The sequence below is a fragment of the Myxococcus sp. AM009 genome (genome assembly GCF_013372605.1).
Classification (GTDB): domain Bacteria; phylum Myxococcota; class Myxococcia; order Myxococcales; family Myxococcaceae; genus Myxococcus; species Myxococcus vastator.
The window spans coordinates 1-16,490 of sequence record NZ_JABXEP010000172.1 but is presented as its reverse complement, the minus strand read 5'-3'; the positions used below and the strand labels follow the sequence as shown (position 1 = coordinate 16,490).

Genomic DNA, 16,490 nt, shown 5'->3' with positions numbered 1-16,490 from the left:
GAGCGGGGCTTCGGGCGGGCGCCGGGGGGCTGCGACATGACGACGCTGGACGAACTCACGACGTGCGCGGGGCTTGCCTTGGCGCCACCGTCCTCCACGGGAGCCTGTCTCATCCTCATCAGCACCACCACGCCGGCGGCCATCGGCAAGGCCTATCGCCTGGACCCGGGCGAGCACATCATCGGCCGCGGCTCCGAGGTCACCGTGCGCATCGACGACCACGGGGTGTCGCGCAAGCACGCGCGCATCGTCCGCGCGAGCGACGGTGCCTGCCACGTGACCGACCTGGACTCCACCAACGGCACGCTGCTCAACGGCGTGCCCGTCAGCACCGCCGAGCTGATGGAGGGGGACCGGCTGCAGATCGGCACCGTCACCGTGTTCCGCTTCTCCAAGCGCGAAGTCCTGGAGCATCGCGAGGAGCAGCTCCGCCAGGCGCTGACCGCCGCGCGCGTGGGCATCTGGGACTGGAACGCGCAGAGCGGCCGGGTGACGTGGAGCGAGCAGGTGGACCGGCTGCTGGGGCTCCCCGTGGGGAAGCTGTCCGGCCGCGCCATGGAGCTGTCGGAGGTGGTGCACCCGGCGGACCTGCCGCGCGTGAGCGAGGTGCTGGGCGCCGCGCTGGAGAAGAAGACGCAGGTGGACGTGGAGTACCGCATCGAGCCGCAGGGGAGCGGCTGGCGGTGGATTTCCTGCAAGGGTGACGTGCTGTGTGACGCCTCGGGCGCGCCGGCGCGGGTGACGGGCACGGTGATGGACATCACCGCGCGCAAGCTGGCCGAGCAGGAGCTGCACCGCCAGTCGCTCATCTTCGAGAGCATCTACGACGGCGTGGTGATTACCGATTTGGGCGGCGGCATCATCGACTGGAACTCCAGCGCCGAGCGCATGTTCGGGCGGCAGAAGTCGGAGGCGCTGGGCCAGACGCTCTTCAGCGTGCTGCACCCGGACGAGCCCGACCGGCTCACCGGCCTGATTCTCACCGCCTTGGACAAGCAGGGGCGCTGGTCCGGAGAGATGGAGTTCAAGCGCCGCGACGGCACCACCTGCTGGTGCGAGTCCGTCGTCGTGCCGCTGCGCGACAGCGAGGGGCGCGCCATCGCCAACATCATGGTCCACCGCGACACCACGGAGCGCAAGCAGCTCCAGGCGCACCTCGTGGTGGCGGACCGGCTGGCGTCGGTGGGAACGCTGGGCGCGGGCGTGGCGCACGAAATCAACAACCCGCTGGCCTACATGCTCGTCAACCTGCACCTCATCCGCGAAGGGCTGGAGCGGCTGGAGAGCCAGGCGCCCGCGGCGCCCGTGGCGTCGTTGCAGCAACTGGTGCGTGAGACGGCGGAGGGCGCCGAGCGCATCGCCACCATCGTCCGCGACCTGAAGGTCTTCTCGCGGGGTGAGCAGGAGGCGCGGCTGATGCCGGTGGACGTGCGCCGGGCGGTGGAGCTGGCGTGCAAGATGGCGGACAACGTCATCCGTCACCGGGCGCGGCTGGTGACGGAGTTCGAGCCGGTGGCGCCGGTGGAGGCCAGCGAGTCCCGGCTGTGTCAGGTGTTCCTCAACCTGCTGCTCAACGCGGCGCAGGCCATTCCGGAGGAGGGCACGCCGGGCGTGGACCACGAGATTCGCGTGGTCATCCGCGCCGGAGAGAAGGACCGGGTGGTGGTGGAGGTCCGCGACACGGGCATGGGCATGGGCCAGGAGGTGCTGGGCCGCATCTTCGACCCGTTCTTCACCACCAAGCCGGTGGGCGTGGGCACGGGGCTGGGGCTGTCCATCTGCCACGGCATCATCGAATCCATGGGCGGCTCCATCCAGGCGGAGAGCGAGCAGGGCCGGGGCAGCACGTTCCGCGTGGTGCTGTGCGCCGCCACGCGCGAGCTGGAGGTGCTGCCGCGCCTGTCCGCCGCCATGCAGGCCAACGCGCGCGCGCGCATCCTGGTGGTGGATGACGAGCCCAACGTGACGTTGTCGCTCCAGCGCTCGCTGGCCGCGGACCACGAGGTGGCCACCGCGAACAGCGCCCAGGCCGCGCTGCGGCTGGTGAGCGACGGCGGCCGCTTCGACCTCATCCTCTGTGATGTGATGATGCCCGGGATGACGGGCATGGACCTGTACCACGAGCTGGGCCGCTGCGCCCCGGAGCAGGCTGGACGCATGGTGTTCATGACGGGTGGCGCCTTCACGCCGCGCACGGTGTCCTTCCTGCGTGACGTGCCCAACGCCAAGATTGCCAAGCCGTTGGACCTGATGCAGCTGCGCGAGCTCGTGGGCCGCTCCGCCGAGGCGGGGCGATGAGCCACCCGGAGAGCGGCCTCTCTGGAGCGGCCCCTTCAAAGGCCGCGCCCTCCCTGTCCCTGGTGACGGAGCGCCCCGCGGCGCTGGAGTTGACGGCGCGCGCGCTGGGCATGGGCCTGCTCATCGGCGGGCTGCTGGCCGTCACCAACGTGTACATGGGGCTGAAGACGGGCTGGTGGGAGAGCGGCTCCGTCACCGCCGCGGTGCTGGGCTTCAGCGCGCTGGCCTCGGTGTCCCGCAGGCGCGGCGTTCCCTATACGCCGCTGGAGAACAACCTCACGCAGACGGCCGCGGCGTCCGTGGGCGCCATGCCGGCGGCGGCGGGCCTCCTGGGCGCGCTGCCCGCGCTGACGTTGCTGGGCACCTCCGTCCCGGTCTGGGGCGTGGCGGTGTGGAGCGTGGCGCTGGGCGTGCTGGGCGTGCTCGCCGCGCACTTGTTGCGCAGGCGGCTGGTGGCCCAGGAGGCCCTGCCGTTTCCCACCGGCATCGCCACCGCGGAGCTGATTACCGCGATGCACGCGTCCACGGGCGACACGGTCCGCGCGGGCCGTGGACGGCTGCTGGCGGGCGCTGGCGCGGTGGCGGTGGCGGTCACCGCGGCGAGGGACTCGCTCAAATGGCTGCCTGGGATGACGGCGCTGCCCGGCACGCTGGCGGGCCTCCCCGCCGCGTCGCTGACGTGGGGCGTGGGGTGGAGCCCCATGCTGCTGGCCATTGGGATGATGACGGGGCCGCGCCTGGGCTTGAGCATGCTGGTGGGCGCGGCGGTGGCGTGGGGCGTGCTGGCGCCGGGGCTCGCGGGCGCGGGCGTGCTGGCGGACACGCGCTACGAGACGCTCTCCGCCTGGCTCACGTGGCCGGGCGTGGGGCTGATGGTGGGCTCGGCCCTGGCGGCGCTGCTGGCGCAGGCGCGTGACTTCCTGAGCGCGGCGCGGGACGTGGGCAGTTTGGGGCGGGGCGCGGCGGTGCCGCGCTGGGCGCTGGGCGTGGGCCTGGTGGCGTGCGTGCTGGCGGCGGTGGTGGGCGCGGCGCTGTTCGGCCTCAGCGTGCCGTACATGCTGCTGGCGCTGGTGCTGGTGCTGCCTCTGTGCGCGGTGTGCGCGCGCGGCGCTGGACAGGTGGACGTGTCTCCGGTGACGCAGATGGGGCAGGTGACGCAGGTCATCTTCGGCGCGCTGCTGCCTGGGGCCATGGCGCCCAACGTCGCCGCGGGCGCGGTGGTGTCGGGCGCGGCGGCGCAGACGGGCGTCAGCATGTGGTCGCTCAAGGCGGGGCACCTGCTGGGGGCCTCCGCGCGCCACCAGCTGGTCGCGCAGTTGGTGGGCGTGTTGGCCGGGTCGGTGGTGGGCGTGCCGGTGTACCTGCTGCTGTCCAGGGCACATGGCCTGGGCTCGGAGGCGCTGCCCGCGCCCTTCGCCCACCAGTTCCGCGCGGTGGCGGAGGTGGCGGTGCGGGGGCTGGACGGGCTGCCGCCTCACGCGGCGCTGGCGGCCTGCGTGGCCGTGGGCGTGGGCGCGTTGCTCACCGGGGTGTCTCGTGGCCAGGCGGCGCGGTGGCTGCCGCTGCCGGTGGCGCTGGGTATCGGCTTCATCCTGCCGGCCTACTACGCGGTGACGCTGTGCCTGGGCGCGCTGGGGCTGGCGGCGGCGCGTTGGCGCTGGCCCCTGGCCGCGGACCGGGACACGTCCACGCTGGCGGCGGGCGCCATCGCGGGCGAGTCGTTGGCGGGCGTGCTCATCGCCGCGCTGATGGCCTTCGGCCTCACGTAGCCGGCGAGGGCTCGCGCACCTTCGCCAGTGAGCGGCGGATGCGGCCCTCCATGAGGTTGGGCACGTGCCGCGCGCGCTCCAGGGCCTCGCTCAGCACGCGCGCGGCTTCTTCCCGGTCGCCCCGGCGCAGCGCCGCCAGCCCCATCATCTCCAGGACCTCCAGCGGCTCCTGCTCCACGGACACCTGCGCGGAGCGCTCGCGCAGGGACCACCACGCCTCGGGGGCGGCGTCGCGGGTGGCCAGCTCCACCATGGAGAAGAGGACCTCCTCCGACGGGCTCAGCTCCACGCCCGGCGGGCCCTCCGCCATCACCTGCCGCACCTGGGCCAGCACCTCGCGGGCGCGGGTGTGCCGGCCCATCCAGGCCAGGGCCCGGGCCTGGAGCAGCAGGGCCCATGGGCGCGACGCCACCTCCGGGTGCCGCCGCTCCAGGGCCATGGCGCGGGTGATGTGGGGCGCCGCGGCGTCGGCGTCGCCGGCCTGGTAGTGCAGCTCTCCGAGGTTGTGCTCGGCGAAGTACTCCCAGCCCACCATGCCCAGCTCGCGGCCCAGGTGCATGAAGCGCTCCTGGTCCTTCAGCGCCCGCGTCAGCTCCTTGCGCGCCACCCACAAGTTGCGCCGGTTGTTGATGGCGCTGCCCAGGTGGAAGAGGTCGCCGCGCTCGGTGCAGGCGGTGATGACCTCGGTGAGCACGCGCTCCGTCTCGTCGATGTCGCCCAGGTTGGGGAGGATGACGGCCAGCAGCAGCTGCGCCACCACCTGCGTCTCGTAGCCCGCGTCGCCCAGGCGGCGGGCGCGCTCGGCGGCGGCCTCCAGCGGCATGCGCGCCTCCTGCCACTCGCCCTTGCGGAACTGGGCGCGTCCCAGCGCCAGCAGCAGCCGCGCCTGCACATAGGGCGAGGACACGGTGGCCGCCAGGTGCTGGGCCTCCAGCGCGCGGGCCTCGCTGCGCGTGTAGTCGTTCACCCAGTCCAGCGCCATGGCCTCGTCCAGCAGCAGCTCCACCTCCGTGCGCGTGTGGCCCAGGCGGCGGGCGCGCTCGCGGGCCGCGGCGAAGTCCGCCAGCGAGTCGTCATACCGGCCAATGCGGATGCGCATCAGGCCCCGGCCGCGCAGCGCGGTGAGGCAGCGCAGCTCGTCGGTGGGCTCCAGCAGCTCCAGCGCCCGCGTGTACATGGCCTCGGCGTCGAGGAAGGCGTGGCGGCCCCGGGCGGACTCGGCCAGGTCGATGGAGAGCGCGGCGGCCTCGTCGCGACGCCCGGCGGCGGCCGCGTGCAGGGCCAGGCGGGGCAGGCGCTGGCGCTCAACGGCCCCGGCCGCGCTGAGGAAGTAGCGGTAGGCGGCGTGGTGGATGCGCTCGCGCTCGGCGGCGGGCAGGTTGGCGGCCACGGCTTCGCGGAGCAGCTCGTTGCGGAAGCTCAGCCCTTCGTTGCGGTGGGACACCAGCAGGCCTGAGTCCAGGAGCCGCCGGGTGGCGTGGCCCGCGTCCAGGGGGAAGCCGCCCGCGGCCCCTTCGCGCTCCAGCTCGCGCACCACGCCCTCCGCCGTGGCCGCGGTGAAGTCCGTGCCCAGCATCGCGCACAGGCGCGCGTGCGCGGCCAGCGATGGCGGCAGCGCGCCCAGCTCACGGTCCGCCAGCCACTCCACCAGCCGGAGCTCGGGCACCTTCTCCAGCCCGTCCGTGACGAGGTACCAGCTCCCGCCCGGCGCGCGCTGGCGCACCAGGCCCTGGCGCTTGAGGCCGCGCACCAGCTCCACCAGATAGAGCGGGACGTGCTGGGCGCGCTCGACGATGCGCTCCACCGCCTGCGCGGGCACGTTCTCCACCGGCTTGAGCAGCAGGCGGCACAGGGCCTGGGCCTGGTCGACCGCCAGCGCCGGCAGGGACAACGTGGCCTGCTTCGCGGCGCGCGTGCCCCAGGTGGGGCGGCTCTTCTCGAAGCCGGGGCGCGCCAGCACGCAGACCCACAGCGGGACGCTGGCCTCGGCGAGGCAGGCGTACTCCAGCGCGTCCAGCGCCGTCTCCTCCGCGAAGTGCGCGTCGTCCAGGACGAGGCACAGCGGGCGCTCGCGGGCATTGGCGGCCAGCAGCTCACCCGCGGCGCGCATGGCCAACGAGCGCAGCGCGCCGGGCGCGGCGGCCCAGCTCTGGAGCTCCGGGCCCCCAGGCGTGTACCAGCCCAGCGTGGCGGCCACGCCGGGCCACAGCTCGGTGCCCAGCGTGGGGCCCAGGCGCTGGAGGATGGCGGCGCGCGTCTGCTGCTCGGTGTCCGTGTCGTCGCGCTCGAAGGCGTTGAGGGCGCACCGCAGCAGCGTGCGCAGGGTGCCGTCGGGGTCACCCTGCACCGGCTCCCGGGAGCGCGAGCTGTACACCCGCGCGTGGGGCAGCATCAGGTGGAGGCGGCGGGCGAGCGTGGCGGCCAGGTGGCTCTTGCCCAGGCCTCGCTCGCTCAGGACGGTGACGATGGTGGGCGTGGCGCCCCCCACCGCGGAGCGCGCGCTCTCCAGCAGCTCGGCCAGCTCCGCCTCGCGGCCCACCAGCACCTCGCTGCCCAGCTGGAGGACGGTGATGTCCGGACGGGGCGCGGCGCCCGGCGGCGCGGGGCGCAGGAGCCCCCGCAGCTCCGGCACCTCCATGCAGGGCACCTCGGGCACGGCCTCGGCGGCGGCGGGAGACAGCAGGAGGCCATGGGCCTCGGGCCCGCCGGGATAGCGGTCCTCGCGGGACAGGATGGCGCCCAGGTAGCGCGGCGCGCCGGTGGGGCGGCGCTGCACGGTGACGGCGGACACGTCCACGAGGCCGTTGGGCGACAGGCCCCGCTCCGCCAGTCCCTCCGCGGCGCGCATGGCGCGGCGCACCGGGTTCTCTCCCGCGTCCGGGTCGAAGACGGCGGCGATGCGCTGGGCGTCGGAGAAGGCCAGGTGGCCGCCATAGGAGGCCAGGGCCTTCTGGAGCGACACGGGGTTGGCGCGCGAGGTGAGGAACAGGATGGCGACGGAGCGGCGCACCTGGGCGGGGCGCGGCTCGCCCGGCGCCGCGGGCCGAGGCGTCGGTGGCGCGGTGGCGCGGTGGGCGTGCTCGAAGGCCTCGCGCAGCGCGCTGCCCAGCGCGGCGGCGCTCTCCGGACGGCGCGCGGGCTCCTTCGCCAGGCAGCGCAGCACCACCTCCTCCACCGCGGGCGGCACGGGCGCGAAGTCGGACGGGGGCGGTGGGCGCAGCGACAGGTGGGCCTGGAGCACGTCCGGGGTGGGGCCGAAGAAGGGTGGCCGTCCGGTGAGCATCTCGTAGAGGAGGACGCCCAGCGCGTACACGTCCGGGCGGGCGGAGATGTCCGCGGTGCCCGTACACTGCTCGGGGGCCATGTACTCCGCGGTGCCGGCGAAGCCAGACGCGTCGCTGGGCGTGGAGGCCTCGCTGGGCAGCGGGGCGCTCTCCGTGGTGGCGCCCCGCACCAGGCCGAAGTCGAAGACGCGCACGCGGCCCGTCGCTTCATCGACGAAGAAGTGCTCCGGCTTGAGGTCGCAGTGGGCCAGCCCGTGGGCGTGGACCTGGGCCACCGTGTCCACCACGGCCAGCGCGCGGGCGGCCAGCTCTTCGGCGGGCAGCCGCCCCTCGGCGCGGGCCAGCCGGTCCGCCAGGGTGGGCAGCGGCACGTACTCCATGGCCAGGAAGCGCGCGCCGCCCGTCAGCGCGCCCGTCTCATAGAGCGCGGGCACCGTGGGCGGCCCGAGCACCCGCAGGGCCTCCGACTCACGGGCGAGCTGGGCCCGGCCCAACCCGTTGCTCCCACGCGCCACCTTGATGGCCACGCGTTGACCGTCCGCTTCGCGCAGGGCGTCCAGCAGCACGCCGAAGCCCCCTTGCGCGAAGACGCCGTCCACCTGGTAGCCCGGAACGGCGGGCACGGGGGACGGCGAGGGGGGTTCTCCCTGGGGAGGCGGTCCTGGCGGGCACGGCGCATGGGAGCCTTCCCAGCGCCGTCCGCATGTCTGGCATCGCGGCACCAGGGGACTCTACGTCAGGTGTCCGCCGGTTTCAGAACCCCCGGGGGCGTCTACGTACCATCCCGGGGGTCCAAGGTTTCCCACCACCGTGTTCAGCGTTCCGGGACTTCCACCGCGCGCAGCAGCGTGGACTCCGAGCCCGGCATGCGCACGCGCAGGAGCAGCGCGGCGCCAGGCTTCGCGGACGTCAGCGCCTGGGCGGCGTCCGACACGCTGGCGATTTTCTGGTCGCCGACCTGGACCAGCACCATGCCCGGCACCAGCCCGCCGCGCTCGGCGGGGCTGCCGGGCTCCACGGCCACCACCTGCGCGCCGCCGTCCCGCGTCTCCGTCAGCTGCACGCCCAGTCGCCTCGGCGCGGAGGCGGACGCGTTGCGCGGGAGCACCTCTTGCTCGCCATTCAGCGCCGGCCGCGTGCCCAGGGTGACGTCCAGCGACTGCGTCTTGCCGCCGCGCAGCAGGTCCACCTTCACGCGGCTGTCGGGCTGGAGCAGGGCCACGGCGCGCGTCAGCCCGCCCGCGGACTCCACCGGCCTGCCATTGACAGAGGTGATGACGTCCTCCTCGCGCAGGCCGGCGCGCTCGCCCGGGCTGCCGCGGTTGACGCCCGCCACCACCGCGCCCTTCATCGCCTCCAGGCCCAGCGCCCGCGCCAGGTCCGGCGTGAGGTCCTGCACGGCCAGGCCCAGCCAGCCGCGGCGCACCACGCCCGTCTCCTTGAGCTGCGGCAGCAGCGCCTGGATGAGCTTGCTGGGCACCGCGAAGCCAATGCCCGTGGCGCCGCCGACGATGGCGGTGTTCATGCCCACCACCTCACCCTTCATGTTGAAGAGCGGCCCGCCGGAGTTGCCGGGGTTGATGGCGGCGTCCGTCTGGAGGAAGTCGTCATAGGGGCCCGCCTGGATGTCGCGGGCCCGCGCGGACAGGATGCCCGCGCTCACGCTGGACGCCAGGCCGAAGGGATTGCCAATGGCCATGACGGCGTCGCCCACGCGCAGCGCGTCCGAGTCCCCCAGCGGCACCGCCGGCAGGTTGCCCGGCGCCTCCTTCAGCTTCAGCAGGGCCACGTCGGTGAGCGGATCGCGCCCCATCACCTCCGCGTCGAAGGCACGCCCGTCGTCCAGCTTCACGCGCACCTGGTCGGCGTCCTCCACCACGTGGTTGTTGGTGAGGACGATGCCCGCGGCGTCGATGATGAAGCCGGAGCCCGCGCCCTGTCGCGCCGGGCCGTTGCCCTCGCCGCCGAAGCCGGGCGGCAGGCCGAAGCGCTCCGCCATCCCGGGCGGCAGGCGCTGCATGGCGGCTGACCTGCGGGGCCGCGCGCGCACCTCCACGTTGACCACCGCGCCCTTCACCGCGTCCACCAGCGGGGCCAGCGAGGTGATGCCGCCCTGGCTTCCGGCCACGGCCGGATTGAAGAGCGCCTTCTGGATGGGCGGCGCCGCCTGCGCTGGAGCAGCGGCGGCGACCTGGGCGGTGGGAGCGGGCGGCGCCGCGGACGCGGAGCCAATGGCCTGGCCGCAGGCGCCAAGCGTGGCGGCGGGAAGAAGGACCAGAGCACTGAGGAGGCGGCGGGACGGGAGCGAGCAGGTCATTGTTCGTTCTCCAATCGAGAGGGAAAATGCCGGTTCAGGCGAGGGGCCTGCGCGAGAAAGGTCCCACCTTGGAGGGGTGGAAGATGATGCCCGGCCGCCGACTGTCCCCCGACGTCAGCAGCGGTCATCGCCATGGGGTTTCTTGTGTGAGCCCCGCGCCCGAACCGATGCTGGGAGGCATTGCAGGTGGCGGGCCAACGCGCTTCGCTCTCGGGGTGCCTCGGGGCCACGGGCCGTGCGTGCCCCAGGTGCCCCGTCGTTCCGGGGCAAACTGCCCCGGCTTGGGGCATTTCTCCCCGAGGCAACGTGCCCCGCCCAGGGCCCACGGCGTGGCACGGGGGATGCTCATGCGTGGGACGCCCGGCGCCGCCCCGTCCCCAAGCGAGGAAGGGGCCCAGGTGCCGGGCGTGCCCACCACACCCAAGGAGCAACGATTGATGGGGCCAGATGAAGTCACGGCGGTCAGCGATGAGGTTCGGGAGTGGCCGCGGTCGACGCGGGAGTGGGTGGCGCGCCGCAGCGCTCCGCGCATCCTCCTGGGGGAGGACCAGCCGGAGATGCGCAGCCTGCTGAAGCGAGCGCTGTCCCGGCGCGGGTATGACGTCGTGGAAGCTCCGGACGGGCCGGGGCTCGTCAAGGCCCTGGTGGACGGACTGCTCGCGCAGCAGACGCAGGTCCCCGACCTCATCGTCACCGACGTGCGCATGCCCGGCTTCTCGGGCATCGAGGTGCTGGCCCGCCTGCGCCGCGAGGGCTGGACGACGCCCGTCATCCTCATCACCGCCTTCGGGGATGCGCAGCTCCACGAGGAAGCGGAGCTGCTCGGCGCGGCGCGCGTGCTCAACAAGCCCTTCGCCATGGAGGACTTGTGCGAGGCGGTGGAGGCGCTGGTGCCGCCTCCGCGCTGAGCCTTCACGGCGCGCGTGCCCCGACTGTTCACCCGGTGTCGCGGGCCCGCCGTTGAATCCGATGGACGCGGTGGTACGGGTGCTTGCACCCTGACGGACCTGGGTCCAGGCTCGCGCGGGGCGGTCGGCGTCGCACGAGCCGCTTCACTCGAGGCGTCTCATGCGGATTCCAACCTGGCTGCTGTCATTGCTCGCGCTGGGCGCGGCGTGCCATTGCAGCCCCACGAACCGGCCGGTGCCGGATGCGGGAGGCGGCGTGCAGGAGCCCGTGCGGCGCGTGGCGCACATCATCCGTGAGTATCCACACGCGACGAATGCCTTCACCCAGGGGCTGGTGTTCCACCAGGGGCACCTCTTCGAGAGCACGGGGCACCAGGGGACGCTGCGGCAGTTGTCGCTGGAGAGCGCGCAGCCGGTGTGGATGGAGCGGCTGGGGAACATCTTCGCGGAGGGCCTGGCCAGCGACGGCGAGCGCCTGTACCAGCTTACCTGGACCGAAGGCCTGCTCTTCACCTGGAGCGGCCTGCCTCCGCGGCGCGAGCGGACCACGCGCTACGCGGGGGACGGCTGGGGCCTGTGCTACTGGGACGGGAAGCTGGTGCGCAGCGATGGCGGCACCATGCTCACCTTCCACGAGCCCGACGGCTTCGCCCTGGTGGGCGCGGTGCAGGTGAAGCTGCGCGGCCAGCCCGTGGAGCTCATCAACGAGCTGGAGTGCGCCAACGGCGTCATCTACGCCAACATCTGGCACAGCTCGGACGTGCTGGAAATCGACCCCGCCACGGGGACGGTGGTGGGCGTCATCGACGCGTCGGCGCTGACGCGCGCGGTGGCGGGGCAGGTGACCAGCCCGGAGGCGGTGCTCAATGGCATCGCCGTGGAGCCGGGCTCGGGCCGCATCTTCATGACGGGCAAGCTGTGGCCCCGCCTCTTCGAGGTGCGCCTGGGCGAGGTGGACTGAGACGTCAGCCCTTGCGGGTGCCGTCGTCGCGCTCCAGCTTGCGGTACAGCGTCTTGCGGTCCACCCCGAGGATGCGCGCCGCCAGCGTGCGGCTGCCGCCCACCGCCTCCAGCACGCGGTGGATGTAGCGCCGCTCCAGCTCCTCCAGCGTCACCAGCTCCGAGGCGTCCTGCGTCTCCGGCACCACGCGCGGCTGGCTGTAGTTGCGGACGCGCTCGGGCAGGTCGTCCACGGTGATTTCCTCGAAGGAGGTGAGCGCCACGGCGCGCTCCAGGCAGTTCTGCAGCTCGCGCACGTTGCCCGGCCAGCCGTAGGCCAGCAGCCGCTGGGCCGCCGCGGGGGACGGGCCCAGCACGCGCTTCCCGGTGCGCGAGGCGAACTGTTCGATGAAGCGCTGGGACAGGGCCAGCACGTCGTTGCCGCGCGCGCGCAGCGGCGGCAGCTCCACGCCGATGACGTTGAGCCGGTAGTAGAGATCCTCGCGGAAGCGGTCCTCCTCCACGGCCAGCTCCAAGTCCCGGTTGGTGGCGGCGACGATGCGCGCGTCGAAGGGGACCTCGGTGTCGCCGCCCACCGGGCGCACCGTGCGCTCCTGCAGGGCGCGCAGCAGCTTGGGCTGGAGGGTGAGGGGCAGCTCGCCCACCTCGTCCAGGAAGAGGGTGCCGCCGTTGGCCTGGACGAACAGGCCGGTGCGCGCGGCCTTGGCGTCGGTGAAGGCGCCCTTGGCGTGGCCGAACAGCTCGCTCTCCAGCAGGGCCTCCGGCATGGCCGCGCAGTTGATGGCGACGAAGGGCCCCTCCTTGCGGCGCCCGCGCGTATGGACGGCCCGGGCCGCCACTTCCTTGCCGGTGCCGCTCTCGCCGGTAATCAGCACCGTGGAGTCCAGGTCCGCCACGCGGTCGATGAGCGCGTAGGCCTGCTTCATGGCGGGGCTCTCACCCACCACGGCGCCGCTGTCCTCGCGCCGGCCCAGCTCCTGGCGCAGCCTGCGCACCTCTTCCCGCAGGGCGCGGTGCTGCACGGCGCGCTCCAGCACCAGCACCAGCGCGTCCACGTCGATGGGCTTGGTGACGAAGTCGTAAGCGCCGGCGCGGATGGCGGCCACCGCCGTCTCCAGGCTGCCGAAGGCCGTCACCACCACCACGGGGATGTCCGGGCGGTTGAGGGCGATGCGCTCGCACAGCGCGAGCCCGTCCATGCCGGGCATGCGCAGGTCCGTGAGCACCACGTCGAAGTCCTCGGCGGCCAGCCGCACCAGGGCCTCGTCCGCGGACGGGAGCGCCACGGGCGTGAAGCCCCGGCGCGTGAGCCCCTTCTCCAACATCGCGCGCATCTCGCGCTCGTCCTCGACGACTAGGACGCGGCCTGGCATGTGTCCTCACCTCTTGGCAGGTAGATGGAGAAGCAGCTACCGCGTCCGGGCTCGCTGCGCACGGCAATCCAGCCGCCATGCTCCAGCATGAGCCCATAGGAGACAGACAGGCCCAGCCCGGTGCCCTCGCCCACGTCCTTGGTGGTGAAGAAGGGCTCGAAGACGTGGGACAGCACGTCCTCGGGGATGCCCTGGCCTTCGTCCTCCACGTCCAGGCGCACGTAGTCCGCCTCGGGCCCGCCCACGTCCGGGGGCGGGGTGCCCCGAGCGTGGGCCGCGCGCACGCGCACCGTGCCCGGCTGCTTCATGGCCTGCACGCCGTTCATCACCAGGTTCGTGAGCACCTGCTGCACCTGGCCCGCGTCCACCTCCACCGTGAGCCCCGCGGGGATGTCCGTCTCCAGCGTGACGCTGCTTCGCGCCGCCATGGAGCGCAGCAGCGACAGGGTGCGTTCGACCAGGCCCTGCACGTCTTCCGGTGCGCGGTGCGGCTTCCTCCGCCGCGCGAAGTCGAGGAGCTGGCGGATGATGGCCGTCATGTGCTGGGCCTGCTGCGAGATGATTTGCGCGCACTCGCCCACCTCCTCGCCCTCCGCCTCGCCGGAGGAGATCATCTTCGCCCGGCCCATGACGACGTTGAGCGGGGTGCCCAGCTCATGCGCCACGCCGGAGGCCAGCTTGCCCACGGTGGTGAGCCGGTCCGCGTGACGCAGGTGGTCCACGGCGGACAGCCGCGCGGCCGTCTCCGTGGCGAGGCGCGAGCGCGTCTCCTCCAGTTGTTCGCCCATGCGGTTCATGGCGCCGGCCAGCGTGGTGAGCTCGTCGCCGCGGCGCTGCGGGAGCGGCACGCGGGCGGTGAGGTCGCCCTGGCCAATGCGGTGGGCCAGGGACACGAGCTGGTCCACCGGCTCGCCCACCAGCCGGCGGCCCATGGCCATGGCGGCCACGATGAAGCCAAGGGCCATGGCGGCGGTGGCGGCGAAGGTGCCCATGACCACGGTGTTGACGTACCGCTGCTGTTCGCCCAGCGACTCGGTGATTTCGATGGCGCCCAGCCGGTTGCCGATGAGCACCGGCGTGTACGAATGCAGCAGGCCCGGGTCCACGGCGGGGTCCACCATGGAGCCGTCCTTGCCCTGGAGCAGGGACGCGAGCAGGCGCGGCGGGAAGCCAGTGAGGGCCGGGGTGCCAGGGCCGCCATCCAGCCACACCCAGCGCAGGTGGACCTGCTCCTGGAAGCGGTTGGCCTGCTGGAGCAGGGTGAGCGCCTCGCGCTCTCCGGCGAGCTGCCACGCCTTGCCGATGGAGCCCGCGAGCGTGTGGCCGAGCAACCGGTGGTCATGCTGCATGTCCAGGGCGGAGCGCTCGAGCTCGCGGCGGACCTGGACGTACTGCAAGCCCGCCATGACGGCGATGGCGAGCAGGACGAGGGCGAGGGTGAACTTGCGGGCGAGTCTCACGGGCGGTTCGAAAGAGGCTGCTCCGGTCCGTGCGCCTCGAGGGGGAGGGAGCGCACGGACCGGAGGTGGGTTCTCACAACGTACCGCGAGTGCCGCAACAAGGAAGGCGGCGTTTGCCGCACGGGCCCTCGCCGGCCGTCGGGACGGGCGGGCCTTGCTTCCTTGGGCTCACGCAAAGCATCCGCTGTGCCAATGGGGGCGGGGTGGTGCCTCACTCGGGGACGCGTGTGCCGTGTCCCACCCTGGGCGGGGCAGATTGCCTCGGAGAGGGGCAGGATGCCCCGGGCACCTTTCTACAAGCCCGACGTCTTATGTCCTCGCACGAAATCCTCACGGAGGAACCGGCGCCGGAGCGTGCGCGTGACCTCCGCGTCCCACCGGGCGGAGAACACCTCCACGAAGGTGCGGCGGAAGCGCAGCGCGCACGCCAGACACAGCAGCGTGGTGGCCAGCCCGATGACCGCGTTCTGCCAGGAGGCGAGGTTCCACTGCCCCTGCCAGAACCACTCCCGCATGCTCGTGGGCCAGTAGTAGTAGATGGGCCAGCCCGGGCCGCTGCCCGCGAGGTCGCAGAGCAGGTGCAGGTGGAAGGCGAACAGGGACAATGCCGCCACCCGCAGCCGCTCACGCGCCAGCGCCGCGCAGGCCACCGCCGTGACGATGGCGCCCACGTAGCCATGGAAGATGACGTGGTGATAGCGGATGTAGGCCGCCTCGCCCGCGAGCAGCGTGAGCCCATCCAGGTCCGGCGCCAGTCCCGCGCAAGTGACGAGGATGCGGTCCCTGCGCTCACGCAGCCCCTGCGCCGCGAGCCAGGCCAGCTCGGCATGGACAATCGGATTCATGTCCGCAGCCTATGCCGCTGCCCGGCCTCACTTCACCCGACCACGGGCGCTCGCCGGGGTGTGCCGAGCAGCTCCAGCGTGCGCATCGCCACGTCCACCAGGGAGGAGGCACACGGGTGGCAGCCGCCACCGCAGCAGCCCGGCCATTCACCCTCCGGGTCACGCAGCAGGGGATACACGCAGCCCCGCAGCGAGTCCGGCAAGCCGACCTCCTCGCACGCGCGGCGCAGCGCCGCCTGCACGGCCGCGTCCTTCACATCCAGCACGGCCCGTTCATAACGCCCGGGCCAGCAGGCGCCAGCCCCCGGTGCAAGGTCGCTCCCTTTCTGATTGCCTAAAACCATTAGGAGCCTTACGAGGCCGGTGCCGTGCCTACTCGATCTCCCACTTCCCCGGCGCCCGCGGCGCTGCCGCGCTACGAGCGGCTCCGGCGCCTGGCGCTGCGCTTCCCTGAGCTCGACGCGAGCGCCATCGAGACGTGCATCGCCCTGCTGAGGGCTTCGCACGACTTGTCGGGGGCCTACGACGCGCACCTGGGCCGTCACGGCCTGTCGATGGGGCGCTTCATGGTGCTGGTCCGGCTGCTCACCACCGAGGACGACGAGGTGGAGCGCGTGAGTGGGCTCACGCCCGCGGACCTGGCGGAGAGCTCCGGCGTCAGCCGGGCCACGATGACGGGGCTGCTGGACACGCTGGAGAAGGACGCCCTCATCTCCCGCGAGGACCATCCGGGGGACCGCCGCATGTACACGGTGCGCCTCACGCCCAAGGCCCGGCAGCTCATCGAAGGAGTGTTGCCGGACCACTACCGGCGGATTGCCGCGCTGATGGCGCCCTTGAGCGAAGAGGAGCGCGCCACGCTGCGGACCTTGCTGGCGAAGGTCACCTCGGGGCTCCCCCTGCTCAAGGAGCCCTGACTCACGACCTCGCCGCGCGGGGCCTGCCGGAGCACCGACACGCCCCGCGATGACCAGGCCGCTCAGCGCTTCGCGTGGGCGCGAGCCCGGGCGGGCTTGCGGCGGCGGGTGAACAACGCGGCGAAGGAGAGCAGGCCCGCGGCGACGGTGATGGGCACACCCGCCGCTCCGCCGCCGGAGGCATTGCAGCCCTGCGCCCCATCGGCGCCTGGCGGACGCTCCCCGGAGAGGAGCTCCTCGGGGGTGGTGATGCCCCAGCGGGTCTGCGGCCGCGTCTCGGGCGTCTGGACGATGGGCGCGTCGGGGAGCTCCTCGGCCGGCGCGTCCTCACCCGGCTGCTCCGGCGCGGGGAGGGGGGG

General features: G+C 73.2%; 12 protein-coding genes. 5 read left to right on the top strand and 7 right to left on the bottom strand.

The features are described 5' to 3' along the window. Positions 1-2,298: PAS domain S-box protein (locus HV824_RS30230; protein WP_255208462.1), on the top strand; the 2,298-nt coding region annotated here is incomplete at its 5' end. Continuing rightward, positions 2,295-4,067 carry an OPT/YSL family transporter gene (locus tag HV824_RS30225; protein WP_176416817.1) on the top strand — a complete coding sequence of 591 codons (1,773 nt, stop codon included), beginning with the start codon at positions 2,295-2,297 and terminating at the stop codon, positions 4,065-4,067. The genes HV824_RS30230 and HV824_RS30225, both read left to right, overlap by 4 nt. On the opposite strand, the gene HV824_RS30220 is transcribed toward HV824_RS30225, so the two are convergent. Together HV824_RS30220 and HV824_RS30215 are read right to left on the bottom strand one after the other, a co-directional pair. Further along, positions 4,060-8,073: a serine/threonine-protein kinase gene (locus HV824_RS30220; RefSeq protein ID WP_176424824.1), complete on the bottom strand. Its 4,014-nt coding sequence runs from the start codon at positions 8,071-8,073 to the stop codon at positions 4,060-4,062. The genes HV824_RS30225 and HV824_RS30220 overlap by 8 nt on opposite strands. A 92-nt stretch (positions 8,074-8,165) precedes the next feature. Beyond that, on the bottom strand, positions 8,166-9,668 hold the full coding sequence (locus tag HV824_RS30215; RefSeq protein WP_176416819.1) for a Do family serine endopeptidase: 1,503 nt from the start codon (positions 9,666-9,668) through the stop codon (positions 8,166-8,168). A 437-nt stretch (positions 9,669-10,105) separates the two neighbouring features. On the opposite strand from HV824_RS30215, the gene HV824_RS30210 reads away from it, so the two are divergent. Both HV824_RS30210 and HV824_RS30205 read left to right on the top strand, forming a co-directional pair. After that, complete coding sequence (locus HV824_RS30210) at positions 10,106-10,576, top strand: response regulator (protein ID WP_176416845.1); 471 nt, start codon at positions 10,106-10,108, stop codon at positions 10,574-10,576. Between the two features lie 160 nt (positions 10,577-10,736). Next, complete coding sequence (locus HV824_RS30205) at positions 10,737-11,537, top strand: glutaminyl-peptide cyclotransferase (RefSeq protein WP_176416820.1); 801 nt, start codon at positions 10,737-10,739, stop codon at positions 11,535-11,537. A 4-nt stretch (positions 11,538-11,541) separates the two neighbouring features. On the opposite strand, the gene HV824_RS30200 is transcribed toward HV824_RS30205, so the two are convergent. The 4 genes from HV824_RS30200 to HV824_RS30185 form a co-directional block, all read right to left on the bottom strand. Next, the gene (locus HV824_RS30200; protein ID WP_176416821.1) at positions 11,542-12,909 is read right to left on the bottom strand and encodes a sigma-54 dependent transcriptional regulator; all 1,368 of its coding nucleotides are present in this window, start codon (positions 12,907-12,909) and stop codon (positions 11,542-11,544) included. After that, entirely contained in the window at positions 12,891-14,369 is a 1,479-nt protein-coding gene (locus HV824_RS30195) for a HAMP domain-containing sensor histidine kinase (RefSeq protein WP_176424823.1), read from the bottom strand. The genes HV824_RS30200 and HV824_RS30195 overlap by 19 nt, the downstream gene beginning before the upstream one ends. A 293-nt stretch (positions 14,370-14,662) precedes the next feature. Continuing rightward, positions 14,663-15,214 carry a metal-dependent hydrolase gene (locus HV824_RS30190; RefSeq protein ID WP_176424822.1) on the bottom strand — a complete coding sequence of 184 codons (552 nt, stop codon included), beginning with the start codon at positions 15,212-15,214 and terminating at the stop codon, positions 14,663-14,665. A gap of 32 nt (positions 15,215-15,246) precedes the next feature. Next, positions 15,247-15,480 (bottom strand): hypothetical protein, encoded by a 234-nt coding sequence (locus tag HV824_RS30185; RefSeq protein ID WP_163783952.1) that lies wholly within the window; start codon positions 15,478-15,480, stop codon positions 15,247-15,249. A gap of 102 nt (positions 15,481-15,582) precedes the next feature. Between HV824_RS30185 and HV824_RS30180 the strand changes: the two genes are divergently transcribed. After that, on the top strand, positions 15,583-16,131 hold the full coding sequence (locus HV824_RS30180) for a MarR family transcriptional regulator (RefSeq protein ID WP_176416824.1): 549 nt from the start codon (positions 15,583-15,585) through the stop codon (positions 16,129-16,131). A 62-nt stretch (positions 16,132-16,193) separates the two neighbouring features. On the opposite strand, the gene HV824_RS30175 is transcribed toward HV824_RS30180, so the two are convergent. Beyond that, the coding region (locus HV824_RS30175) for an MYXO-CTERM sorting domain-containing protein (protein WP_303623445.1) at positions 16,194-16,490 on the bottom strand (297 nt) is incomplete at its 5' end.